The organism is Paenibacillus sp. A3M_27_13, assembly GCF_024213315.1.
GTDB lineage: Bacteria > Bacillota > Bacilli > Paenibacillales > Paenibacillaceae > Paenibacillus > Paenibacillus polymyxa_B.
The window spans coordinates 1373917-1399106 of sequence record NZ_JANAVE010000001.1; the positions used below are offsets into that span (position 1 = coordinate 1373917).

Annotated in this window: 22 protein-coding genes; 1 reads left to right on the forward strand and 21 read right to left on the reverse strand. The window is 47.0% G+C overall.

What is annotated here, in order from left to right; translation table 11 throughout:
- The 19 genes from NLX82_RS06090 to NLX82_RS06180 form a co-directional block, all read right to left on the reverse strand.
- Positions 1–2907 (reverse strand): hypothetical protein, encoded by a 2907-nt coding sequence (locus tag NLX82_RS06090; protein ID WP_254347619.1) that lies wholly within the window; start codon positions 2905–2907, stop codon positions 1–3.
- 21 nt (positions 2908–2928) lie between these two features.
- Positions 2929–3321, reverse strand: a complete 393-nt coding sequence (locus tag NLX82_RS06095; protein ID WP_023989844.1) for a DUF4280 domain-containing protein — start codon at positions 3319–3321, stop codon at positions 2929–2931.
- 15 nt (positions 3322–3336) lie between these two features.
- Positions 3337–3861, reverse strand: coding sequence for a hypothetical protein (locus tag NLX82_RS06100; RefSeq protein WP_028542476.1), 525 nt, complete (start codon positions 3859–3861; stop codon positions 3337–3339).
- Positions 3843–4490, reverse strand: coding sequence for a hypothetical protein (locus NLX82_RS06105; RefSeq protein ID WP_023989846.1), 648 nt, complete (start codon positions 4488–4490; stop codon positions 3843–3845). The genes NLX82_RS06100 and NLX82_RS06105 overlap by 19 nt, the downstream gene beginning before the upstream one ends.
- Complete coding sequence (locus NLX82_RS06110) at positions 4487–5899, reverse strand: contractile injection system protein, VgrG/Pvc8 family (protein ID WP_254347620.1); 1413 nt, start codon at positions 5897–5899, stop codon at positions 4487–4489. The genes NLX82_RS06105 and NLX82_RS06110 overlap by 4 nt, the downstream gene beginning before the upstream one ends.
- Positions 5896–6495 carry a hypothetical protein gene (locus NLX82_RS06115; RefSeq protein ID WP_023989848.1) on the reverse strand — a complete coding sequence of 200 codons (600 nt, stop codon included), beginning with the start codon at positions 6493–6495 and terminating at the stop codon, positions 5896–5898. Before NLX82_RS06115 ends, NLX82_RS06110 begins: the two co-directional genes overlap by 4 nt.
- A 25-nt stretch (positions 6496–6520) precedes the next feature.
- A complete protein-coding gene (locus NLX82_RS06120; RefSeq protein WP_023989849.1) occupies positions 6521–7297 on the reverse strand; it encodes a hypothetical protein in 777 nt (258 codons plus the stop codon).
- 18 nt (positions 7298–7315) lie between these two features.
- On the reverse strand, positions 7316–7468 hold the full coding sequence (locus NLX82_RS06125; RefSeq protein WP_023989850.1) for a hypothetical protein: 153 nt from the start codon (positions 7466–7468) through the stop codon (positions 7316–7318).
- A gap of 60 nt (positions 7469–7528) precedes the next feature.
- Entirely contained in the window at positions 7529–8041 is a 513-nt protein-coding gene (locus NLX82_RS06130; protein ID WP_254347621.1) for an RDD family protein, read from the reverse strand.
- Positions 8042–8078: 37 nt separating this feature from the next.
- Positions 8079–10727 (reverse strand): Hsp70 family protein, encoded by a 2649-nt coding sequence (locus NLX82_RS06135; protein ID WP_254347622.1) that lies wholly within the window; start codon positions 10725–10727, stop codon positions 8079–8081.
- Between the two features lie 31 nt (positions 10728–10758).
- A complete protein-coding gene (locus NLX82_RS06140) occupies positions 10759–11448 on the reverse strand; it encodes a hypothetical protein (protein WP_028542472.1) in 690 nt (229 codons plus the stop codon).
- Positions 11445–12764, reverse strand: coding sequence for a hypothetical protein (locus NLX82_RS06145; protein WP_023989854.1), 1320 nt, complete (start codon positions 12762–12764; stop codon positions 11445–11447). Before NLX82_RS06145 ends, NLX82_RS06140 begins: the two co-directional genes overlap by 4 nt.
- Before the next feature lie 46 nt (positions 12765–12810).
- Positions 12811–14688 (reverse strand): serine/threonine protein phosphatase, encoded by a 1878-nt coding sequence (locus NLX82_RS06150; protein ID WP_254347623.1) that lies wholly within the window; start codon positions 14686–14688, stop codon positions 12811–12813.
- Between the two features lie 22 nt (positions 14689–14710).
- On the reverse strand, positions 14711–15541 hold the full coding sequence (locus NLX82_RS06155) for a PP2C family protein-serine/threonine phosphatase (RefSeq protein ID WP_023989856.1): 831 nt from the start codon (positions 15539–15541) through the stop codon (positions 14711–14713).
- A 35-nt stretch (positions 15542–15576) separates the two neighbouring features.
- Positions 15577–16107 (reverse strand): FHA domain-containing protein, encoded by a 531-nt coding sequence (locus NLX82_RS06160; protein ID WP_023989857.1) that lies wholly within the window; start codon positions 16105–16107, stop codon positions 15577–15579.
- Positions 16108–16174: 67 nt separating this feature from the next.
- A complete protein-coding gene (locus NLX82_RS06165) occupies positions 16175–16723 on the reverse strand; it encodes an FHA domain-containing protein (protein ID WP_023989858.1) in 549 nt (182 codons plus the stop codon).
- 32 nt (positions 16724–16755) lie between these two features.
- Positions 16756–17205: a J domain-containing protein gene (locus NLX82_RS06170; RefSeq protein ID WP_023989859.1), complete on the reverse strand. Its 450-nt coding sequence runs from the start codon at positions 17203–17205 to the stop codon at positions 16756–16758.
- A 130-nt stretch (positions 17206–17335) separates the two neighbouring features.
- A complete protein-coding gene (locus tag NLX82_RS06175) occupies positions 17336–17761 on the reverse strand; it encodes a hypothetical protein (protein ID WP_013311475.1) in 426 nt (141 codons plus the stop codon).
- Between the two features lie 119 nt (positions 17762–17880).
- The gene (locus tag NLX82_RS06180) at positions 17881–20049 is read right to left on the reverse strand and encodes a transcriptional regulator (RefSeq protein ID WP_254347645.1); all 2169 of its coding nucleotides are present in this window, start codon (positions 20047–20049) and stop codon (positions 17881–17883) included.
- A 638-nt stretch (positions 20050–20687) separates the two neighbouring features.
- Between NLX82_RS06180 and NLX82_RS06185 the strand changes: the two genes are divergently transcribed.
- Positions 20688–22775 carry a VWA domain-containing protein gene (locus tag NLX82_RS06185; protein ID WP_226887749.1) on the forward strand — a complete coding sequence of 696 codons (2088 nt, stop codon included), beginning with the start codon at positions 20688–20690 and terminating at the stop codon, positions 22773–22775.
- Positions 22776–22818: 43 nt separating this feature from the next.
- Here NLX82_RS06185 and NLX82_RS06190 read toward each other — a convergent pair whose 3' ends face one another.
- Together NLX82_RS06190 and NLX82_RS06195 are read right to left on the reverse strand one after the other, a co-directional pair.
- The gene (locus NLX82_RS06190) at positions 22819–23730 is read right to left on the reverse strand and encodes a serine/threonine protein kinase (RefSeq protein WP_013311478.1); all 912 of its coding nucleotides are present in this window, start codon (positions 23728–23730) and stop codon (positions 22819–22821) included.
- 177 nt (positions 23731–23907) lie between these two features.
- Positions 23908–25161 (reverse strand): L-lactate MFS transporter, encoded by a 1254-nt coding sequence (locus NLX82_RS06195; protein ID WP_023989863.1) that lies wholly within the window; start codon positions 25159–25161, stop codon positions 23908–23910.
- Positions 25162–25190 lie beyond the last annotated feature (29 nt).

Here is a 25190-nt window from a genome sequence, read left to right on the forward strand (position 1 = left end):
TTAGTCTATTGCTTTGTTCCAATCTTTTATCTTTAATTCGTCTACACCAAATCCAGTTTTGGTTATCTTTAAATCTGTTTCTACCCTAATAAAATCAAATTGCAATCCAGGATACTCCTTTTTTAGTTTTTTCAATTTAGTCTGAAAAGCCGCATATATTGAATTGCTACTTTTTAGCATATCTTGAAAATAAGCTTCCCCTCCTAATTTTTGTTTATTAGAATAACTAAAACTGGCGGAATCTGATGCTTTTGATTCAATCATTGTTAATTTTGGTGGAGGACCCTTTGATAAAAATGTCGCATCTACACCGTTCCTACCTATTTGGAAAAAATCTGAAATGTCTTCACCTAAATTGTTATCTTTTGCTACTTTTTTCGCTACTTCTTCTCCAAAATCACCTTTATCATGACTAAAATATTTAGAGTTATCGATTTTTCTTTCATGTTCTTTTGCGTCTTTCAAGTCAAAATTATCACTAATTTCATCTTTAGTATCTAGTTTGTTTGCCAATTTGTTTCTTTTACGTGTTAATCTTTTGAGGTCATCCTCATTTCCTTCTTTTTTCAATTTCGCTATTTGTTCATCTAAAGTTTTAATTTCTTTTTTGATATTGTCAGCCTTACTACCACCTGAATCACCTTTACCCGTCCCCTCAACCTTTTTCGCCGCGCTCTCTTCCATTTCCTTCATGACCTTGTTGTAATTCTTCTGCACATCCGTCTGTGGAAGTGGTCCGCTGTCCATCTTATTAACGTGCGGAACTGGCGCTCCGTTGGCTGTGGCCAACTTCCCGGGGCTGAGGCCGTCTGCCATTTTACTTAGTTGCTCATTGAACTTCTGACCCAGTTTACTGCCGGTCTGCTCCAGTTTGGTTACAGCTTTACCAAAGCCTGCCCCGACTGCATCTACACCTTTGCTAATCCATTGCGGTGTAACTTTGCTGCCTACCTTTTCCGCGAATCCGCCGATGGCCTTGCCTACTTTGGAATCCAGTACGCCTACGGTGACAAAACCTAGTCCTGCGTCTTTTGCTACTGAGCCCCAGTTGATCTTTTCACCACTTAGCACCTGACTCGCCAAATTTTCCGCGGCATTTGTTACACCGCCGATCGCTGCTTTTCTTAGCAACGTTCCTCCTACACCGAGTGGACCAAAGATCGCTCCAGACACTGCCCCGATCCCCGCTTCTTTTAAGCCGGTCAGGGCATAGTCACTAAAGTCGCTCACTTCCCCTCGAGCGATATCCGATGCCGCCAAACTCGCTACGCCCAAACCACCCGCCAGCAGTGCTCCTCCGGCTACCGCCGCAATGACCACCGTACCCGCTCCAAGCGTCGCTACCGTAATGGCTGCTACCACGGCTACGGCTGCGACAACCGCCAAACCGCCCAAAATATTCATCCCCAGCTTGCCCCAGTTAAACGGTTCAGGGGGTGGCGGCGGTGGAGGTGGCTGTCCTTCCTTCGGCTCATCGTCGAACGGCGGGTACGCGGTTCGGTCGCTACCGTCCGCCCATACATTTCCTCCCAACACGTGGTATTCGTTCTCTACCGAAAGTCCCGTGCTTCCTCCCGTCTGGTACGCCATGACCTGACTGGTTCCGTCAATAATGATTTTCTTCGGCGTATTCAGAATGATTTTCTGCTCTGCTTCTAGTGTTAGCTTTTTGGGACTAGTTATTTCAATCCCAGTAGCATCGTCCAGACTCATCTGCAATGTCCCACCCGGATCACCCATGATATGGATGCGACCCGGTGCCATTTTCAGCTCACTTCCATGCTCCGTACCAAAATATCGATCATTGGGATTACTCGTTTTCGCGCAACCGTCTCCATTTGTACGAACCGCACCCAAAATCATTGCTCTGGAACCAGACGCATCTGGAAAATACAGGCTTGCCTGTGTTCCCACCTTCGGCATACTGTACATCGCACTTCCCGTTGGGGGAGCGAATGGATACCAATGCGGCTCGGATACCCCATCATCCTTATCAATCGTCAGCCGCAGCTTCACTTCCTCTCCCCGAACCGCGAGAACCTCTCCTTCCAGTGAAATCCCGATTGTTTTGGGATTGGGGATGAAATCACTGCGAATGCCCTCCGCGCGGGCCAACACATAACTGAATAGCAAATGCCCCTTTTCCATGCGGCTTCGCAATTCAGTTACAATCATTGTTTTCTGGCGAAATTGCACCTCGTCTCCAAGAGCATACCGTTCTCCGCTTTCGATCTCGTATTTGAAAAAGTCGGTATCATGTAGCCCGGCTGACGTTCCGCCTGCCCACTGATAGCCCTTTAAATCTTTACTTGCCGTATAAGGCGTATCCTTCCGAATCGTTCGTTGGGTGCCAGCAGGCATGCCGAAATACAGCTTCGGCGCTGCGGACTCCCATATGTCGCTGACCACCACTGTATGTAAACGGCTCGCCATCCGTTTCATAAGCTCCCAGTCGGTTTCATCATATTGTAAAATGGCTTCGCCTACCGACTGCTCTCCGGTCTGGAACAAGACATCACTTTGCTCATAGCCTTGAGCAAGCTTGTGCACTAACTGTCTATATGTTTGTTTTTCCTCAGGAAAAGACCGCTTTCTTTTGACAATATCCAGCTCAAATGAGCCACTGATTCCTTCCAGTGTAAGTGTATATACTCCATTATGGTTCTCAACTTCCACCGTATGGACGACACCCTTAAACAAGCTGATTTCTTCTTGTCCATTCTGCGCATACACATGTAGCTGATCCTCTGAGGTCGCATCTAGCGCAGCCGTGGCATGACTCGACTCCTTACAAATGCCTGTGAGTGTAATACGCCCATGCTCACTCGGCTTCCACTCGATCTGAACATCCTTTAAGACCTGAATGGGGTAGGGGGAATCTATTCGAATCTGATCATATCCTATCATGTTTTCAAACCTCCCTTCCAGCTACTCCTCCTGCTGGCCATTCGTATGAAATTCGATAAATCCATGATATAAACAAGTCTGAAATGAAGAGGTCGTCAAGGCTGGCTGGCCTTCCACCTTTGTCTGTTCTTTTGTGTTTTTCCACTTATCCGTCAGCATCGGCAGGCATGGCTTTCCAGAAATAGTAGAGCCATCTTCGGCGATCAGATAAATAGTTTCGGCACTCGGCTGTTCCGGACTGTTACAAATTCCAAAATGAGGAACATTTTCAGGAGAATAATCTCCTTCATTCATCATGGGTTTACCATTAACAAAAGCCCCGTGGCTGTTCGGCAAGTTGATCTTTCGAGGATGGGTCCCGCAAGTGCAACGCATACAGGCCCCCCGTACGACATAATACTCATTGTCTGACATGTGCCCTTTCCCTCCCTATTTCACCTCGACTTGCTCCAAAGCGATCCCTGTGTAATCACGCCGCAATATACTTTCCGCCACGTCTAAACGGACGATGATCATCGGGATAGCACTCTCCTGGATTGTAAATATCTTGTGGCTCCGAATAGCATCTGCTTGTAATACCAGCTTTCGAAACACACTTTGATCCAAATTCCATTCACTTTCCGGATGTACAGCTGTGAGCCGCTCCACAAAAGGAATATAGTAATTCTTCTGTATCCTCTGTTCGATCTGAGTAAGTATCGTTAATTTCATAGGCATCTCCGGCACATAGGCCTGGACAAGACGCTTTAAAGCATCTGAAATAAGAGGAATGGGACCTTCTAGATAATCAATAAAAATACTTTCTGCATCTGCCTTCACGTGAAACATCAATGGCTTGACAATATCCTCCGGCTGCAAATCATACAGCTTCCACGGATCAATCGTTTCCATCACCTTTTGTAGCGTAGGAACATTGGTATACCGCACATCCTGCTTTAAGAGGAAATAATCCATGAAGATTCCCCCTCTCGTGTCTCGGCTCCCTCACTATGCGTAAAACGGCACAATATTTCGCTATCATCTCGATACTCTCCGGCAAATATCGTGCATATGTCAGCTTTCGGCAACCTTTCTAGTGAAGGGGAAGCAACGAAGGCGGGCATCTGACTTTTCAGAAACTCAACGGTGAGCAGATGGTATTTAACCGCTTCAATTTGTTGAATTTGCTCAATATCCATCGTCGTAATCTTACGGGCATAATCGGACTTGAGCTTTTCCAGCTTAGCCATGCGATTGAACAGAGGCTCGAAAACAAAGTTTGCCGACCATTCCACAGCGCATTCAGCCTCATCCAGAAACCAATTCTCATCATAGGCGTCTATACGATAAACCGCTCTATTTTTCATAACACGGGTTCTGAGCAAGGAGATATAAATATATCGAATATCCCCCTTGCGACCTTGCTCGTGCTGAAGGGTAGCGAGCTGGCATAGCGACTCTAAAGCTGCTAAAAGCTCCTCTTCAATGGCTTGCTGCCGTGCCAGAAAGTTGTTTTCAATAAGTGCCAAATCATGTAGCCATTCCGTAAATACGTGCTTTTCCAGCAAATCCTGCAACGCAGCATCCCGATCCATGAGCTTCATTCAATGTTCACCTTACCCCCGGTAAATCTCACATCGTCCATGATGTCGAGTTTGGCTCCGGATTGAATAAAACTTACGCCTTCTTTCCCCTCCATAATAATTTTCGCTCCCCCTGTAATTTGGATATCTTCCTGAGCAGACAGGGTTATTTTTTTGTTACTATTAATTTCAATCCCGCCTTCATCCGTGAGACGCATGAGCATTTGCCCACTGTTGATAATTTCTACTGCACCAGGCTTGAAAACGACTTGTTTGCCGTACTTGGTGCTGATACTTTTGACCGCAGGATCACTCCTTTTAATCGGATCAGAGGAGGCAAGATCGACAGAACTGGCGGCAAAAGCATGCTGCTCCCGTTCATCCGGAAAGTACAGACGAATTTGATCCCCTGCTTCTGGCATAACATACCAGCCGCTGCCATCAGGAGAAGAATAAACCGTAGAATAGGGAAACCACATAGCCCCGGATGCAGTCGAGTCTTGATCAATTTCCAGCTTGATTTTCACTTTTTCTTTGGAAATATCAATCACCTTGCCAAACAGAGAGGCTCCTGACAGATCATAGGCATAGACGGTTGGGCATTTTAACCCATGTGCATCTCGTAAAATGTAACGATTCACGATCAGATTTCCTTCTGTGGTCGTTTCCGCCTTGGCTATGTAAAGAGTTCTTTTATGAAAAATGACGGAACTACCGAGTTCTAGCACTTTGTTGCTGGTCACTTCATAGCTCAAGCTGTTAGACTCGCCATATTCCGGCAGTCCGTTGCGGGACATGAGCTTGTGCTCCTTCAAGTCTTTTTTTATGGAATAGTTATGTTCGTTCAGCGGTTGAGGGGCACTAGAATGGGGGACACCAATCACATATTTCAGTCCTTGTTGCATCGTAATTGGAATTAAAGCAGCATGTAGCCGAGAAGCAATTCTTTTGACAAAAGCCCAGTCCGTTTCATTGTATTGCACTAATAATTCACCGATAGCTGCGCCATGAGAAGCCTCATCAATCACTTCTGCATCAGTATATGAACTTGTAACATGCGAAAACAGTTTGTTATACGACTCTCCTGTTTTTTGGAATGAACGACGTTTAGGGCGAATGTCCATCATTAAGGTTTCACTGCTAGCCTCAACCGTAAGCTCGCGTACTCCGTTTACAGCTTTTACAGCAATATTCGTGACAATTCCCTGAAAAAACCGGATCTCCTTGCCTTCACTCTTTAAAAAGACTTCGATGTGCTCATCTTCATCCGCTTTTTCTACGTATTGATCCAGCTTGTCCTCCGAAACAATTCCACGTATGCAGAAGCTCACATGTTCGTTTAACTGTTTAATGAGATGGATACTTAATACACGCTGAAACTGATAAGGGGCCACCTGAACATCTGCTGTGGTGTAAATGGGGTTACTCATTCATATCCCTCCTTTTCTGCCTCGTCAACCGTTTGAATGGTACGAATCATCTGTAGGGCGACATCCCGCCATTCAGCATACTGCTTATACGGACAACAAAATGTTCCCATGACCGTCTTTCCTTCCAGCTCAAAGTAGAACATATTGTGGTAGATGGGCTGGTCCAGCGCAGGACTTTTAAAGTCAAAATAGCCAATCTGCTTACCATGTATCTCTTCTATTTTTTCTTCATAAAATACGTGGGCAGGATTCATATTTTTCATCATGGCCTTCATGCCAGAAGTGAGCTGCTCCACCCATTCATCTTGTAACGTCTGGTCCACCCGATTCAGGGTAACATCCACACTGCCCAAATCATTCGTCAAAATCATTTCTGGACGTTGCTCATGAGGATATTTGATCTTTTGTAAATGCTTGGGCATTGGAGTAAAGATAGAGGGGACATGCATTTTCAGCCGATCCTCAAAAAAAGATCGCTCTTCAAACACATAGGATTGACCGTTAATGATTATGGGTCCTGCTAAAATATTGTTAGACCTCTTCAGCTTCTCCATCTCACGGAGCCGATCCAAAATCTTTTCATCCTCATATTTCATAATGCACACTCCTCTACCTGATTTTCTAATCCACAATCATCCGTCCTGCTCCGCCGCCCTGCCAACGGCCTGCTGTTCGTTTTCCACGTCCGGCGCCTTCTAGAATAAGAACTAGCTGTCTATGCAACTGAGCATGAGAATAATCTCTGTATTCCGCACCATTTCGGTTTGCAATGTAATGCTGGATAGATTCTCTGTCCACGGCTTCCAGGTTCAGGCACATAAGCGCAAACATACAATCCATCGGATCTGTGGCACCACTTTTAAGCAGTTCGGATGCGAAGTAGCGCATCGTTTCCGGGCGCAATGTACTCTGCTTCAAACCCGCAAAAGGAGCATAAATATCGCTCCATGTATTGAATTCGGTAGCCATGTCAGCAAAATCCTGATAATCCGAGCGAAGCACGGCTCCATCTTTGAGCTTGAATCGGCCCAGCTCCATCTCATCCAGACCGATCTCTGCCTCATCCTCCAGCACGATATCTGCATGATGGGCTGTGAAATCCGGGCGATCTGTTTGTTCCAAAAAGAGCAGCTTCAACACCGACAGCCGCCCCGTGGCCGCATACGGCACTTCCTGCTCCTGCTCCAGCAGGTATAGTCTGTCCTTGTGCTTCACGATGCCTCTACCAATGGTCAGCGTGTACTCCCCTACAGTTACGTTCATTCCGGTAATAATGCCATCCGAAAAATCCTGATACCGGATATCCAGAAAACTGCGCGGGTAATCTCGCAGGTTCTCTAGCATCTCGGTTTTAAGAATACGGCCCTTCTCAAACTTCGGAACGATATGCGTTAACATGGTGCTCCCCTCCTTTCACTATTCTTCTTTATTTAGGGGAACAGATAGCCGATTCACACCGGGTGCAGGAGGCGGAACAGGAACTGCATCATCGATGGGTTGAGCTTTACTTACTCCAAGTAATCCAGTAAATAGGCGAATATTCTTTTCTAAAAATCTGCGTATATCCATCGTGCTCCCCCTGATTGAAAACTACGGTTCATAATAATCTTAGAATCTATTTATCCACCTTTACATCCCGGCTCCCCGTTGAGCCTGCTCACGAAGGATATAGTCCAGCTCGCGTTTGTCCACAACATAGGTACGGGCGATTAGATCGTGGAGGGCCTGTTTTCTCGCCGTAAAGGCTGCCATGATAAAGCCGACGAACAAAATGATGACCGATATAACCTTACTCCAGTAGCGGGCACTTGCACGTCCAAAGCTGAGCTTGTGATTAAACTCATCTACCACAACGATGCCGAGAGCCAGCTTGCCCACCGTGGCTTTGCATTTGGATGATTCCATAAGCGCATAATATAGCCATATAGCCCCCCAATTCAGCAAGGTCTGTCCTATTGTTTTCATTGTAAAAATATAAGGCGATCCGTCTGAGACCAAAGAGTTTTCTGCTGGGGACGGTATCCAATCCCCTAAGGCCCGAATCACAATCCAGATCAATCCAATTATTAAAAATACAAACCATAGAATAAGACTATCGATGATATAAGCTAAGGTGCGTTTCCAAAAACCCGCATACAGCATGCTGTCCCCTCCAAATGTGTTTACTTTTCTTATTCAATTATTTCGTGCCGTCAAAGAAATCCAGCTCGGAGAGATCATTTTCGAAGGCAAAAAAGCGTTTGGGACCCAGATGCAACAATTCATCTCGACGGGTAATCGGGACTACATAAAAGCCCCAGCGGCTATCCCCGACAAAAACAAAATATTTCGTTTCCTCATTGCGGATGGAGTCCGTATCATCTTGCGGGATATCCCGCCCATACAACACGGCAATTTCCTCATACGGCATGGGTTCAAAAGCTTCTGGCCGACTACGATACACATGGCGCTGACGCAGCTTGCCACCGTCGGCCGTCAGGAAGAACTCCACCTCAGCCGCATGAGACGGCCGGGAAATAGAACCGCGTACCCGGTTGCTCTCCAAACTCGCAATCAGCTCCTTCTCGCGTCCCGTATGTGTCCATGCGCTGACCGTATACGGAATAGCCGGAATATGATTGGTAATGACAGGCTCAATCGTGCCCATTTTTTTAGCGTTCAGGTAACGGATAGCCCCGCGCAGACAGGCCATTTTCAACTCAGGTACCCGGCTGAGGTCCTCTGCCTTTTGACGAAACTCAATACTGCGCCCTGGTACAAATTCCTTGAGTGCTTCGCGAAATACGTCAATCCGGCAGGACTGCCCGGTTAGCTTGATAATCGAATAATCCTGCAAGCGCCCCTCCAGATAAAAATCATCCAGAAACTTGCGCACAATATTGTAGATGTCTGCCTTAAGAAGTTGCTGTATCTCCCGAATGTTAAACACCACATCAGGCAAACCATATTCATCACGAAACCGTCCGTTCTCGATGACTGAAACCAGCCAACGATCCATCACTGCAATGTTCAGGTCGCTTTCAGCAGATAATACCTGCTCGGATTCGAAGCGGCTGCGCAAGATCCCCGTACGTAGAAAAAATTCCTTTTTCATATTTTCTGCCGCGCTCCACAACAGATGAAAATTACTCAGTACCCGCTGATATTCATCCCGTGTAGCATGCTCATACTGTTTGAACGCGGTAGGCAAGATGGCCTCTGCCTCACGGTAGCGTTCCTCCAGTCCCGCATATACAGCATCTACACCAAACTCATCCACATGACGGTACAAATCTCCCGAAGGAATACCGATCAGGGCATCAATATCGGTGTCAGGCAAACGAGTCTCCGCAGCATAATAACCTGCAAATACAATTTTCATAAACTGCATAATCCGATACGTCAGATTGTTTCCGCCAAAATTGGTATCCCCATTTTCATACGTTGTGTGAATATCCAGCTTGTAAGCAATACGTCCGTCCTCAATTCGGAATCGGCAGGAAGACAAATCTGTCGTGCCTCCACCACAATCAATGACAAGTGCCTGATACTCCTCACCGTCCGCAAAAGTCCCTCGTTCCATCTGGTCTGCCAGCGTGTTGTACAGCACCGCCAGCCCTTCGTCCAACGCATCCTCCGCTTCAATCCGGTAATCAGGCAAAATATCGCTAAACATCTCTATAAACTGGGGCTGCAGCTTGACCGGAGCAGAAAAGTGCAGATTGCGGAACCGACACTTAAATTGCTGCTCGGCTGTAGCAATCACATAACGGATAAAAGCAGCTAAAATATCGCTGCGGGAAGCAGTTGCTGTATTCCCTTCGGAATCCATTAATTCCTCGATTCGCTTATAATCGTTGACCCAACGCTTGATTCCCCGTAATACTGTCGCACGGCTGCCTGCCACGTCAGATCCACGTAGTGCATCCTCCCCAAATACATAAAGGATATGTTCTGGATTGGAGCAGTCTGCGACGCGAATAGCAGTCGGCAATACTTCGATCCAGTCGCCTTCTGCCCCTTCTGGGCCGGGGAATGACACATAATTGATGGCGTTCAGCCTTACCGTGCTGCTCATACCTGTATCAGGGGCCGTAACGTAGGAACTATCCAAATAAGCACCTGCTGTGGTGTTAGAGGTGCCAAAATCAATCGCAAGTACCGCATCTGTAGTTTCCGTGCCTCGAATGATCAGCTCTGCCACCGGAACCCGGTGACCTTGAAGCTTCAGCGGCAGCATTGGCTTATCTCCATAGTAGAGGTTATAAAAATATTCTGATTCCTGTCTTCGCAGAAATAGCAGGCTATAACTATGATTGGACGTCTCTCGCAGTTCAGCGTCGCGATGACGAGAAAGATAATATACGCCTGTTCGTCCCTCATCCTTCACCAAATTCAAAACACCGCACAGTTCTCCTGTCGCATTCACCAGCAGCACATTAGATGAGCTCAGCCAGGGCAAATCGGATTCGATCCGGTAGTTGTCCATGCGACCTGTGCGTACACCCTGATACAGCGTGATTTTAGCGGGAACCCGGATACCGCTGCTCTCCTGCCGACGGTCGTTCCAGTTTCGCTGTAGAGCCGATTCCATGCGTTCAAAACCGCCAGGGTTCGGCCTTGTGATGAGTAAATGCTCTTCCGCGCTCCGAAAACGCAAAATCACGCGAATCAATTCTTCACGTGCCAGGCGATTGGCAAAGCCCTCGACCAGTCGTTCCTTATCGCATATTCCGCGTAACTGAAAGGTCGTCATTTGTTCCAATTCCGCCCGCGTGTATTTCGCCGTGAAGCGTATGCTTTTTCGATCGGTGAGCGGGTGCAACCTGTATGTATAGGGTCCGTTCATCGTTCACATGTCCTTTCTTAGCCATTTAGCCTTAATAGAGGGCGATAGCGTCTATTTTCATCGTAGGATCTTCCTCTAAAATGCCGAAATGACTTGTCCAATACAATTCCGTCGTAAAACGTGCCGGAAGAAACAAATCCAGAATCAAATCCACTTTAATCCGTGACAACGGTGTCTCCTCTTGGCCGATATAGATGAGCAGTTCGTCTTTTTCCTCACAATTGGTGTAAATGATTGAGCGATGAAAGACGCGCCGCATCGTTTCTTTTAGCAGATGTACGGCTTCTCCCGTCTCATACAGGCGCAGCAGTCCTTCAGCAATCGCGTCCTGATCCTCACGGTTTAATTGTCCAAAGCCTTCCTTTACCTTCGGGCCAAAAATGCCCTCTGCAATATCACGCCGAACAAACCGGATATGGTACTCCCGCCGATTCATCCCTTGATACAAGTCCATTTCCGCCAGAAAATGCATCATAATATCAAATAGCGATTCTCTCAGCTCCAGATACTCTTCAGCATCCGGTGGAAACAGATCCCGAAAAATAGAATAAAAGCGGTAGTACGGATTTATTTCCACTACCTGCTCCAAATGGGAAGTATTCAACTCTGCCAGACTAAGCTCCATATACGGAGAGTAGCTGACAGCGGGTACGAAGCGGAATTTATCTACATCCAGCCCCTGTTCCCTCGCGCGCATGAGCAAATCCCAGACGTAATTCACACCCATTCTCCTTCACACTTGTACTCCGGAAAATACATCTGCACTTCCGATACCAGAAAGCTCATTAAATCGGATAAAATATAAGCAGGCGCGGTGGGCAAAACATCGTCAGAACCACGCCTGAACCCCAAACGCATGATCTGCTTGCCTTCCTCTGTCCGTACGTTATCGCTGACAAACGGATTTAATGGATACGTCTGGGTTTTGGTTAACAGGTTGCTTACATCATTTCTCCCTGCACCTCCCCAGATGTCCACACGTTCCAGCTCCAGCCCCTGCGCTGCTTCAAACGAGTTTACGATGCGCATGATTTCCGCTTTGGCACGGACAATCACGGCCTGTTTTCCTGCATAGCGGCCCAAAAAGCTGTCCTGTCGCCGATTGGACAATAACGGATAAGTCTGACGACTAAGTCTCGTTGTAACAGGCTTCGTAACCTTCAACACATTCCATTCGCCAGACTTATCACGTGGTGTGACAATCGTCAGTTCCTCTTCTGTACGCTTGATATACCGGATATCACCTTCAGTCCCGTCAATCAAATAACCATGCTCAGGACCTGTTTTTCGCAAAGGCAGCACATGCTCATAATTCACACGATCCATAGCGGGTATAGGAAAACCGCTGTTCTTTAGAGATAGCCTTTCAATGTTCCAAAGTGGAAAAACGTCGCCCTTCTTAAAAACGTCGAATTCCTCCAATGAAATTGTAATTTCATGAATTTCTTCATGGGCAGCCGGCTCGCCGTCTCCACCAATCAATACACAGTCCACAAACTTATAAGCGTATGGGTGATTAATTGTTTTCCACGGCATGCCATTTTGCATAAAGGTATGATATAACTGCTCAATCTCCAAAATATAAGAACGGTTATGCTCCAAACGAAAACGAATCGGATAATTGCCGGTTTCCGTGACCAACATTCCTGAGAAAATTCGCTTGCTGCGCACCAGCGCTGAGATTCGTTCAGTCTCCATCTCAAGAAAAAGCGTAAACAGCGGCATCGCACCGCCTTCGCGTACCACCTCTGCCACACGGCTGATGTCCATCTGCTTTTCTTCCGTATCAGACGGTAACACAGGATATAAAAATTCATGAATCGGGTCATAGTCCTCACGCGATGTCAATGACACGTACACATCAATCTTTTCTTCCGTATTCTCAATTTCCTCAAATACCCGCCGTTCTAGCTGGCGGGTCATTTCTTCCTGATATTCGACGAGGTTCATAAATACCCCCGCCATCATATTTTTCAGTAAACGTCTCTGCTCTAAATCGTCCATCTTGCTCAAACGGTCTTGTACCAGCTCTTTCACGACGTCTCACTCCTTTCCGGCTCCAGCTTCATTGAACATGAAAAACTTAACTTCCGTTCGCAGCAGCCCGATCTTGGTTCTCTGAATCAGACGCCCCTGCTGCTTTAGAAGCAGAATCAGCAGTTCCTTGCTCTTTGTTGGTATCCACCTTGGCCGAAGGGGCAGTTCCATCGCCTGTGCCCATGCTCTTTGCAGCCGAAGAGGCTTCCTTCTTCGCAGGTGTAGTTCCCGCTGAAGCCGTTGGCGCAGCCTTCGTTTGCGATTCTGCAGCAGGGATTGCAGCAGCGGAAGATGAAGCTCCACCCGCTGTGTCCCCTGCGTCCGTGTCGTTCAACGCTCCGTCAGACAATCCCAATCCAGCAGGAAGCTGACCGTTTTTCTGCTGCTCCGCGCTCTGCTTTTCTTCCGCCTTGGCTATGCTCCGCTCCAATGCCAGAACACTTTCGAGCTTATCGATCTCCTGATAAATTTCCTGTGCCCCGCTATAGGCATCAATGGCTCCTTCATAATCGAGATCCTTCATCATCCGATCCCCTTTGGCCTGAAGTTTGCCAGCTTGAATCTCCTTGAGTTGCTGCTGAATAGCTGTCAATTTATCGTTGGTCTCGGTAATTTTCTTCTCCAGTTCTTTTTGCGCGGACGTATATCCGGATTCCATCGCAGCCTTGTTTGCTTTCTTGTACAGCTTAAGCGCATTCGTGTAATCGCCACCCTGAAATTTCAAATCTCCGTCCTTCATCCAGCTCGCCGTCTCAGCATAGCTGTCCAATTGGTCGATTTTATGCTCAATATCCTTCACATTAAATGGTGGATATAGCCCGGCACTTTTCCGTGCTTTAGCGTAGCTGGCTTCTGCTTTGGTGAAGTCCGCCTTTTCCACATAGCCGTCACCATCAACCATTAATTGAGACAGTTTCTGCTCTGCAGTATACAGTCGCTTGTGAATCTTATCGTTAATTTTAACCGCCGCGTTTTTCGCTTCGCTGTAAGACTTAAGCGCCTTCGCATAATCTCCTGTCCTTGCATAATCGTCTGCGGCTTGGGCTGATTCGATCATCGTTTCCAGCGCAGCTGCCTTATTCGCAGCCATACGAGCCAGCGTAATCCATGCTCCCCCGCCCACAACAATAAAGACAAGCAACGCAATCAAAATCCGTTTGATCAGCTTACGACGGTTTTTAGGCTTTTCCTGAAAAACTTTATTTACATAAATGGCCGCTGCCGTGTAATTATTCACCGTCCGGTGCTGTTTGCTTAGCAGAACCTCTTCCAATGTGTCCGTCAGCATGACCGGGTCCTTCGCTTCCTCCAGCGTCCCCAGCATTTCCGCCAGCTCGACGTCCTCCCACATCCCTGACGTAGCGAGCAGGATTACATCTCCATCTGCAAGCTGCGTCTTTTTGGCGTAATGGGCATGAACTCCATTGGGATTTCCCAAGTATTCCAGCAGATTGCCTCGTTCCTCATGTGTGCTGGTCGCTTCGTCTGGAATGCGTCCATCATCTGCCAATGACTGAGCCAGGCTATGATCCTTACTGCGAAAATTAAGCCTTCCATTGCGAAAATGATATAGTCGCACATTACCGCACGAAACATACACCATTTTGTTGTAGTTGGTCACTACCATCAGCAGACTAGCTTTGAGCCGAACACGACGGCTTTCAAATTGCAGCCATTCCTGCGCTTCACGAAGATCTCTCATCAAGCGCCGTTTGGACATGGAAGGCTTCTCCATGAAGTTTTCCAGCACCGTTTTGACAACCATTTCTGCGCTGCGCAGCTCCTGATCCGAATCCAGACCGTCTGCGAGGACATAACAGGCCATGTCGTCCGTCTCCATGAATGCAAAATAGTCCCGGTTGTCTATGTAAGAGCCCGCTTCCGACACAAAGGCGGTACTAAAATCGCTGTTGTCCTTGCGCATCGCTACCCCCGTCTTTCTTGTTTCATCCTATTGCCAAAATAAGTACTGTTGCATTATCCTGACTTTTAAAGCCCTTATCATTAATGGCGTCGATCATGGCATCCGCTGTTTCCTGTGGTGTTCCACCCTTGCGCATAATCTCTTCCAGTTCAATCTCCGTCAGCGCCTCCTGAATGCCATCGCTGCACAGCAGCACATGATCGCCCGAATACAGACGAATCGGTGCACTACCCAGCTCCATGCTCTCAAAGCCCTCATAGCCCAAGTAGTTGACCAGTTGATTGCGCACTGGACTCGTTTTGGCTTCCTCCGAGGTCATTTGTCCAGCAAGCACTCGTTCCTCCAGCAGTGTTTCCGCTGTATGCTTGGAATTGACTGTTTGGAAATGACCATTACGGTAAATCGTAATCAGGCTGTCGCCCACCGCTCCGTAATACAGCTGATAACCGCACACAATGACCGCAGCCAGCGTCGTTCCTCCGCCCTGTCCATTCAAATTTTGCAAAATGCCGCGATTGCTTTGAGTTGCCGCCTCTGCAAAATATCCGTTCAAATTCGTTGCATCTTCCAGCTTGGCAAACGCCTTCGTAAAAGTCGTCACAGCCAAGGTACTGGACATACGTCCATTGGCCAGTCCGCTAATACCGTCTGCGACAACAGCCAGCGTACCGACAGGTGTCGTCATACTGGAGAAATAATCATCCTGCTCGCTCCGGCTCCCGATCGTTTGACCATTTCCGATCTCAATTCCACTCACGGTACGGCTGCCGGAAATTCGCGTCAGTCGTATACGGATCATGAGCAGAACAGCGAATAGTACCGCAGCTCCACTTACAACAAAATAAGGCTGCATATCGTTACCTCCCTGCACCATTGCCCAATTCCGTCCTAGTTTTCGTTATCCCACTCAAAATGGGCGCCACACAGCGGGATAAAGATAAATTTGCTGTGTCCCAGCTGAATCACGTCATAGGCAGCCAGCTCTGCTGGTGAATATACCGCTTCGTTATTGTGGTACGCCAAACCTGATGAATCGCCTGGCAGCAAGTAAAAGTTACGTTTCTTCGGATCATACACAATGACCGCATGATTTCTACGGGAAATCGTGTTGTCCCCGATAATGCGGACATGCATTTCCTCTGCGCGCCCGATAAAGTTTTTCTCCGCCATAATGCGATAATCTTGACCCACCTGTGCTCCTTCGATGCATACCAGCCATCCAGTTACTGGATGAATGCCTACTGTCTCACCCAAATAAGGCATTGTTTTGTCGTTATCTCCTGCGACGTTTGTTTTCGCTGCTGCTGGCTCTACGCTCTTGGGTGCAGCTACATTTACTACCGTGTTGCAATATGGACACGTATTTCCGTGCTTTCGTGTACTGAACATGTGTCCGTTCGGGCATCTTGTCAAACTCATAGTCGGTTCCTTCCCCCATTGTCATGATTGTCTTTTCAGCGATCTAAGGATTTTGCAGCATCCTCATCTATTTAACGAGCAGTCTCGTATTGGCAATATATAATAAGTCACCTGAGTAAATCCGGTATGGCTCACCGCTTTCCAACTTCTTGGTTACACTTTCGTTGGCAGACCGCAAGCCTGTACCATTACCGGAATCCACATCCTCCACAAACCAGTCGCTGTTCACCCGGTTGAGTACCGCATGCTCCACACTTACCAGGGAGGCATAGTCTGTACCTACCAAATCAATATCCGCCTCTGAACGTGACGTTGTTTTACCGATTAAGAGCGACGTTTCGCCTTCGATATACCATTCTTTAATGGACTCGCCCTCTTCATCAATCAACACCAGCTTGGCAATCCGCTGACGTTGTGCCTTTGGCTTGGCCACGGGTACAACGGACACCAGATTGCGCAATATGTATACAAGCACGCCGATTCCAATACCTATCGCGACCACGGTTTTCAAACCGCTGTAGCCTGTACGATTAAACACATAAAAGGCGATCGCCAGCATCAGCCCGAACATGGCAACATCTATGATGAAAACCCATCTGTTCTGCGCCGTTTTCACTGCTTGCTTCCCCCATTTCTATCCTAAAATCATCACTTTTTACGAATACCGAAAAATTGGTTAAACATCGCTGAGGTATCCGTCGGATCACCGGTTTTTTTCGTTTTTTTCCCTGGTGAGCCCTCCTTCGTTTTCGGATGAAAACCAAAAAATTGCTCAAAATCAGTTCCTATATCAGCCGGATTGAATCCTTTGGCTGCCGTACGCGCACCGCCGGAGGATGCAGCCCCTCTGCCTCTCTCTCGCTGTTCCCCGCCAGCTCCCTCAGTTTTTCGGATGAGCTCGGCATCGTATGCCTGCCGCAATGCTTCGTCACGCAAGGTATTGTAAGCCTCGTGAATTAGCTTGAACTTGCGCGTTGCTTCCTCGCTTCCCTGGTTGGTATCAGGATGATACTTTTTGGCCAGTTTACGGTAAGCCTGCTTAATCTCTGCCTCCGAAGCATCCCGGCTGACACCGAGCAGCTCATAGTAGTTGGTCATTGTGTGATGTTCCCCTCTCCGAAAAAAATAAATATTAAGAGACCCGTAGGCCTCTTAATATTTATCCACCCTGCACTTGTGTGCCGGGTGAGTGTGTGTTTAAGCTGCACTTAACGTGAAGACGTTAAGCTTAAACCGGATATCCGCCGTCGATTGTAGCCAGCTCGGTTTTGTCTTTCTTTTGTTTGATGTAGAGTGTAAATGCACCTACACCTTCTGTGTCGCCGAAGTGCTCGTTGTAGTCTACAACGAAAGCATTCGGGAAGTGGATTTTACGCACAACTTGATCAGCTGCGATAACTTCCAGTGTTACTTTACGGTAGCTGTCTGCTTTTTCAGCAGGAACCAGAGACCACAGAGCCAGTTTCAGCGTGTCATCCGCGCTGTCACCGTCTACTGCTGTGATGATTTTGCCGCTGATGCGCAGCGTGGAGCCTACGTCAGTGGAGCGTGCATTGGAATCGTCCGGTGTATCGGTGTCATAAATAACCGTTTGGATGTTATCCAAGCCCAGCTCGATTGTTTCTTGTCCTTCTACTTTCAATCTGAATCCCATGTGTGTTGCCTCCTTGAAATTAGGTAATATGATGGCGGGAGATGCAGAGCTTCTCCGCGATTTATGTATAAAGGCGGTTCTGGATAGAAACGCCTCTAACATCTTTCGTAGTGCTCGGATCATGATTTGACCGAGCTGGTTCCCTTAGTGATCATGACTTCCAGGTTTTTCACATTACCGTTGAAGACCAGATCGATATGGCACATATTGCTTTTCTCATCAATAATGAAGCTCATATCGTCTCCGTCCTGAATGATCGAGTTAACAGATCCTCTGCTGCTCAGCCACTTGCTCTTCTGACTGCTCGGATTGTTACTGAAGAAGCGGACGATATTTTCGTGTTTGAAGTCCCCTGTCTGGTAGCGCAAAATACGTTCAATGTACGTGCTGACCAGCGTCTTGTAGATGGAGTCAAAACCGTCCTCGGACATCGCCATGCTTCTCGCCTTGTAGACGGTAATCCGGCGGATATCCTTATCCTGAATCTGGGCATTCTCCGACGAGAATACAAAGCCGAAGTTTTTACGGTTGATGGCATCCTTGATCGTGTTGGTGAAACCGGTGATTTCCTTGGCCATCGTCGTCACCGTGCGCAGACTGTTGTCTCCCGCTTCAATGTCGAAGCGTACGCCAGGGAAGTTCTTATTGACCGTTTTGAACGTCTCACGCAGGTATTCAGGACACTGATAGGAAGCGACCAAGCCGGCGGCAACATAGGCTGCACCCACATAAACGCCCTCGATCCACAGCTTGAGAATATCCTCTTTCTCCTTAGAGAGCTGTACACCGTCTTCGGTCTGTAGCATTTTGCTGTCGATAATGACACCCGATTTATCCTTCGGAATAATCGTAAAGTTCGGTACACAAGGAATGGCAAATTCGCTATATTCTCTGCGAACGAGACTGGCGCATTTATCGACATATTTATCGATGCCTGCTGTCGCCATACTGTTGAAAGTCGTTTCTTCACCGGATTCAAAGTTAAAGAACATTTGAATTTTGTAATCCTTCACGACTTGCAGCAGCATCGAGAGCGATTCCATAGAATTTCCGCCCTGCTTAACGACCTTCTCGTTACCCTTGAAGCGTTCACGTGAAACCTTTACCTTACCGGCTGCTTCCAGCTCGACGGATGGAACGATACCGAACCAGATCGTGTCGCTGAATTCATTCTTAGCATTCACAGTGTTCAGGTACGTTTCCAAGCGCGGGATATTGCTGCTTTTCACCAGCATGTCCAGCTTGTTGTTCGCCACCAGCATTGTCGGCAGCATGCCTTTGCTCTTTGTTGCATATTGATCGAAGAACATTTTGACACCGAGGATTTTCTCCACAAGCGGCTTAACCGCCTTTACGAAATCGTCCTTGGCATTTTTATAGAACTCCAGATACGTGTTGTAGTTTTGAACTTCAACCGCTGTATCCACCTTGGTCTGAACAGCTGGCAGTGGCACAAATGTGCGAACCACCAAATCCTTCACATAGTCAGAAGGCGTATCTGTGATGGAGTTATAATCCTCTTCGAATACTTGGGAGAGATCGCCAGTGCTGTTCTCATCCAACAGCATCAGCTCAGTGCTGTCGCTCTTCGGCGCTTCAATAATTTTCAGTTCGCCGCTTTCCCCAATGGAGAGCATACCCACCTTGATCAGCTCACCGGAGTTTTCCTCTTGGGCGCCACCGAGCAGAAGGCGGGTTTTGATGTCCTCAATTGCCAATGGGAGCATAGCCATAACGTTGTTATAGTTCTGACTCGCTTCCTCGAACATTCCATTCAGCTTGTCACCCATGTCGAGTTTCTTCGGATCGCCATCATCCAGCTTGTCGTATTCACCGTACATATAGTGAATCTCTTTGCGGACTTGACGAATATCATCCATGACCTTTTTCGGTGAAATCATATCCAGCAGATTTTCAAATTTGAAATCTACATTGGTGATTCCTTGACTGCGCTTGGTATCAATGAGCGTAAACAACATTTTCAGAAAATCATTACTTTGATTTACACGAATTTCAGAAATGCTATCCTCATCAATTCCTTCTGGCTTTTTAAGGGTGTAGACGACTTTTTGATTGGCCGCGTTAAAAAACGAATACACGGTTGGTGAAAACTTATCCAAAAATTCGTCAAAGCTGCGCACCAGAAGGTGCTGATTAATTTCCTTGATCTTTTCATCGCTCAAGCTGTCAATACCCTTCACATCACCTACAATGGTGATCAGGTCCAGCTTTTCCGGGTTAATCTCTTCAAAAAGCATTGTCCGGTTGGTTTGATAAATGATTTCCATCGCTGTCGGCAAATGAATAAAGTATGAGTTATAGGTCCATTGCTCCATATACGGACATGGGATGTCCAATTTGAAACGGACGAATACTCATTTTTAGTTCTTTTGCCTCCTCCCCCCTACTTAACATTTAAATTCGTCAAAAGATTGAGCTTATACCACATTTACGGTACAGGCATGTAACCTCGAAAATCGGTCCGAAGCGTTATTCGGCTTTTAACGGCAAAGCATACAAATGAGATGTTTTTCAAATTAAAAAGTCAGATAACACAGAAATTTTAAATTTATGATTTCGTATTCCTAACTTCAATCCCAATTTTTGCCGTTGATACGAGAGCTATCATACAAAGTACCCTTCAGTTTTGTCAATTTCTGTAGTCTCAGATTGAAACAGGGCATTTTGACTCATTTTATGCGTGAATACGTAATTTTCATGATATGTTAGACCTGTTTCTTCAGGGAAATATTCACAAATGGAACCCAATTACCGATAGAAGTCCATTGGATATTTCTGATAAGCGTAAAAGAATCAAATTCATGGCTAATGTGAGGTTTATCAGCTGTTTTGATCCTTTATCCCTTATATCCCAAGGATTAGGAGAGTTGATCCCCCCATGTTGGTCTCGACGATGGAGGAGCTTATGTTCAGAATAAGGAAACTAGGGATTATTGTTTTCATGACTTTTGTACTATTTTTACAAATGGGCTTAAATGGGGTCATTTGCACTGTAAATCAGGCTAATGCAGCATCTTTAGGTGCTGTTCCGATCGAGGGTTATGATGCCGTTTTTGTATTGGATACCAGTTATTCCATGAGGGATACTGACCCTGAGGGCATTGCTGCCGAAGTCATCAATATGTTTATGGATTTGAGTGATGCAGACCGTACGCGCGTCGGATTTGTTGCCTACAATCACCATGTGGTCGCCTCAAAACCACTGACCTCGATTGCCGTGGCAGCGCAAAAATCCCAGATCCAGCAGGAAATCAGAATGCTAAACCGTTCCGGTTATACGGATTTGGGACTTGGGTTGCGCAAAGGCTCGGAGCTACTAGCGGCAGGAGCATCCCAAGGGCGTCAGCCTTTTATGATTCTATTGTCAGATGGAGAGACTGATTTTGGTGCCTCCTCTGGTTCCCGATCTAAAGGTGACTCCAATAACGATGTGTCCTCTGTCATCAAATCTGCACAGACCAAGGGATATCCGGTGTACACGATTGGTCTGAACCATGATGGCACAGTGAACCGACAAGAACTCGAACGGATCGCTTCTCAAACGGGTGGAGCTTCTTTTATTACGAGTAGTGCCGAGGATCTGCCGGAAATTCTGAACCGTATTTTCGCCAGTCAAATTCGCTCCAAGCTCGTTCCAATTGCTGCAATTACGACCACTGGCGAGATGCAAGAATTAACTGTAACTCTACCTGATTCTAGTATGGAGGAAGCCAATCTGGTGCTTTTGTCGGAGCATCCCCTTCTGGAAACACAGCTATATTCCAATTCAGAAAATGTCCGCAGGTACAAGTCGAGCCGATATGCGATTTTAAAAATCGAGCATCCACAGGCAGGTAAAGTGAAGTTGAAACTACGGGGCATACGCGGGGATTTGGTAAAAATTAATTTACTTGGCAGCTATCGACTGGAAGCCGAAGCTACCATGGGAGGAAAGCAAGCAACGGCAACTCATGGCGACAAGCCTGTGCAGTTGCTGAAAGGTCAAGCCACACCGTTTCAAGCTCAGCTCCTGTTACCCGACAGTCAAAAGCTTACGGATGAAGCCGTATATACGTCTCTCCAAGCCCATATTATAGTTACTCCAAAGGGGGGCACAGCCAAAAAGGTGCCTATGACCTATAAGTCAGGAGCCTTCCATACCGAATATGCGTTCCCTCAAACCGGGGATTATACATGGCAGCTATCCCTGGATAGTCCGCAATGGTACCGTAAGGGAACTGTACATAAAGTTCACGCGGCCAATGCAGCGCCACAAGTCTTGAAAGACCTGACGATTCGCCTGGTAAAAGAAGACGGCGATTCCCGTCGAAGTTTATCGGATTTTATCATTGACCCGAATCATGACAAGCTGAACTATAAGCTGGATTCAGAAGCCTCTGGGGATGCGGTCCATGCTGAGATTAACGGTAATGATCTGCTGCTATCCGAGCTCCACACAGGTGACACTCAGCTAAAGATTACCGCTACCGATCCGGAAGGCGCATCCAGCAGCGCTACACTAACCGTTTCCGTACAATCCCGGTATACAGCCATTAAATGGACGGTAGCCATCAGTGTCGTGGTAGCCGCTTTTCTGTATTGGTTCTTGCGGCCGAAGCCGCAGTTTGCCGGAAGAATCGAAGGATATTTTCTCGCTACAGCAAGTGGACAGGAGATTCCGGTAAAATCTTGGCCGCTCACCTCCTTTCCGGGTCGTAAGGTCAGCTTACAGGAGTTGTTCCGTACGCTTGACGTTCACGAACCGTTGCCAGAAGCGGAACGGATTCTATTTTCCGCAGGAAAAAAAGGGAGCCTAATCGTGAAACATGATACACGCTGTGCCTTACAGCATGGAAAGATCAGATTAGCCCGCAACAAAAAAGCGGTCATGGAGTACAGCGACAAACTGTACATTACATTCGAGGATGGTGTGACTGAAATCGAGCTGCGATACAAAGCGATTAAACCGAATACTTCAGTGTACACCGACCATATCCAAGCTCCGACAGGATAATGTCCGTCACAACGTAAAAAAAGAGAAGCACCGTCTCTTACGATTAACGAACCGTAAGAGTAGGGCGCTTCCCTTTTTTTATCCAATATTCCGCACGTAGTGCGGCTTTAAACCATCGAAGTGAGCGGCAACGCTTGTTAGCCTGTACCTCCAGACCACGCCGAATGACATACGGCAGCAGAGAAAGTCCCGCATTTTCAATCTGAATCCGCTCGGAATGATCTGCAAACAATCGGCCTGGCACATCTGGCGGAGGTGTTCCTTTTCGGCAATAATACAGCGTGGCGGCCAAACTATAGATATCCGATACAGGTCCCTGCTGCGAACGATTAGAGTAAAATTCCAGTGGAGAATAGCCCGCCGTGGTGAAGATCGGATGCTCTTTGCCTTCAAAATGCACAGCCGAACCAAAATCAATCAGCTTGATGTTGCCATTTTCCCCAATCATAATGTTGCCCGGCTTAATATCCCGATGAATAATTCCTTTGTCATGAATGTACTCCATGGCATCAATTAAAGGTAGCAGCGTATGGTACAAAAAAGTGGGATCATACGTTGGCACAGCCTCTTCTTTCATCATTCGATCCAGTGTCTTGCCTGCACAGTATTCCATGACCAGATAGGCAGTTCCATTTTCCTCAAAGTGATCTATATAACCGACAATTCCCGGATGACTTAACTCCTTCAACATTTGCCCTTCACGCAAAAAATAATGCATAAACTCCACGTATTTGGATTGCATAGAAGCACCGCAAGTGACCGTTTTTCGATCCATCCCCCGCAAAGCCAGTGCATTCGGAAAAAATTCCTTCACAATGACCTTTTCTCGGTTATCCAACAGCCTTGCCGTATACACGATGGCCAGCTCACTGCGGGACAAGGCGCTTCGAATTTGATATGTATTTCGCAGCTTCGTATTGCGGGCAAGCAGATTCCCGCTTGTATCCACGATCATGACTCGTCCTCCTGTCAGGTTCTTAGCTTATGTCTTTTGTATATATCGGCTTATTACACATCTTTTTATTATACCGTAAAATAGATTATTGGAAAAACAAATAACCTGCCATAATCTCCCTTAGAGAAATGATGACAGGTCTTTTGGCATTCATCTGGTTCTTTTTTCTCAAATCGTTTAACCCAGTTTCGTTCCGGGCTTCATGCTGCGCACACTGTTCGTATTTTTCTTCCGTTCACTGCGCAGTTTGCCTTTGCCTTGTTCTGGAGTGCGAATGGTGAGGGCAATTAGGAACGATACGACACACAGCACAGCAATCGTGGTAAAGGTCGGGATGAATCCACCGAGCAAGGCTGCAATAAATGACCCCGCCAGCGCACCGAGGCCAAAGCCTTGATACACAATACCATAGTTTTTGCTTTGATTTTTCAGACCGAAGAAATCAGCTACAATGGCAGGAAAGACTGTAATGTTGCCGCCGAAGCAAAAAGCAATTCCTGCTACACAGGCAAAGAATAAACCATAATTCAGCGGTACCAGACTCAGCACTGTGACTGCGACCGCCGTTGTCAGCAACGCACCCGCTACTACTTTCAGACGACCTACTTTATCCGATAGCGCACCTAAAATGATCCGACCCGCCGTGTTGAAAATAGCGACCATAGCGACCGCATTAGCGGCTGTTGCTACATCTAGACCAGCCATCCGTACGCCGATATCCTTGACTACTCCAATCAGGTATAGACCACTCATACAAGCGGTAAAGAACATTACGAACAGCAGGTATGCCTGCTTGGTGCGCAGCATTTCTTTAACGGTGTAGTCCCGCTGTACAACCCCATTTTGTACCGAAGGCTTGTTCACGACTACAGCTTCTCTTACCAGGAAAGAACCACCCACAATCATGATCAGCACGATCATTCCCCAATATAAAAACGCTTGTGATACGCCAACGGACTGAATCAACGAACCATTAATATACTTGAATATAAGACTGCCTGTTCCATATGCCCCAACCGAAATACCGGAAATAAGTCCTTTTTTCTCAGGAAACCATTTAATCAGATTCGACAGTGATGTAATATATGCCGTTCCATCCGCAAAACCTACGACAATACCCGCCAAAATGTAAAGCAGGGACAGCGATGTTACCTGCGAACTGAGCATGAGACCGGCTCCTAAGACGACACCTGCACACAAAATCAAACGACGTAGTCCCCATTTATCCTGTAGTTTGCCTGCGAATAACGTAGCAAACGCCAGTGCAAAACTGGTAATTGAAAATGTAATGGCAACCGAACTGAGATTCCAGCCAAAGCGGTCCACCAACGGTTGATTAAATAAACTCCATGTGTAAATGGTTCCTAATCCCATCTGGACAATTATCGTTCCAAGCACGACAAGCCAACGATTTCCGCTGTTTGTTTTCATATAAATCTCCTCTTTTCATTCCGGCTCTA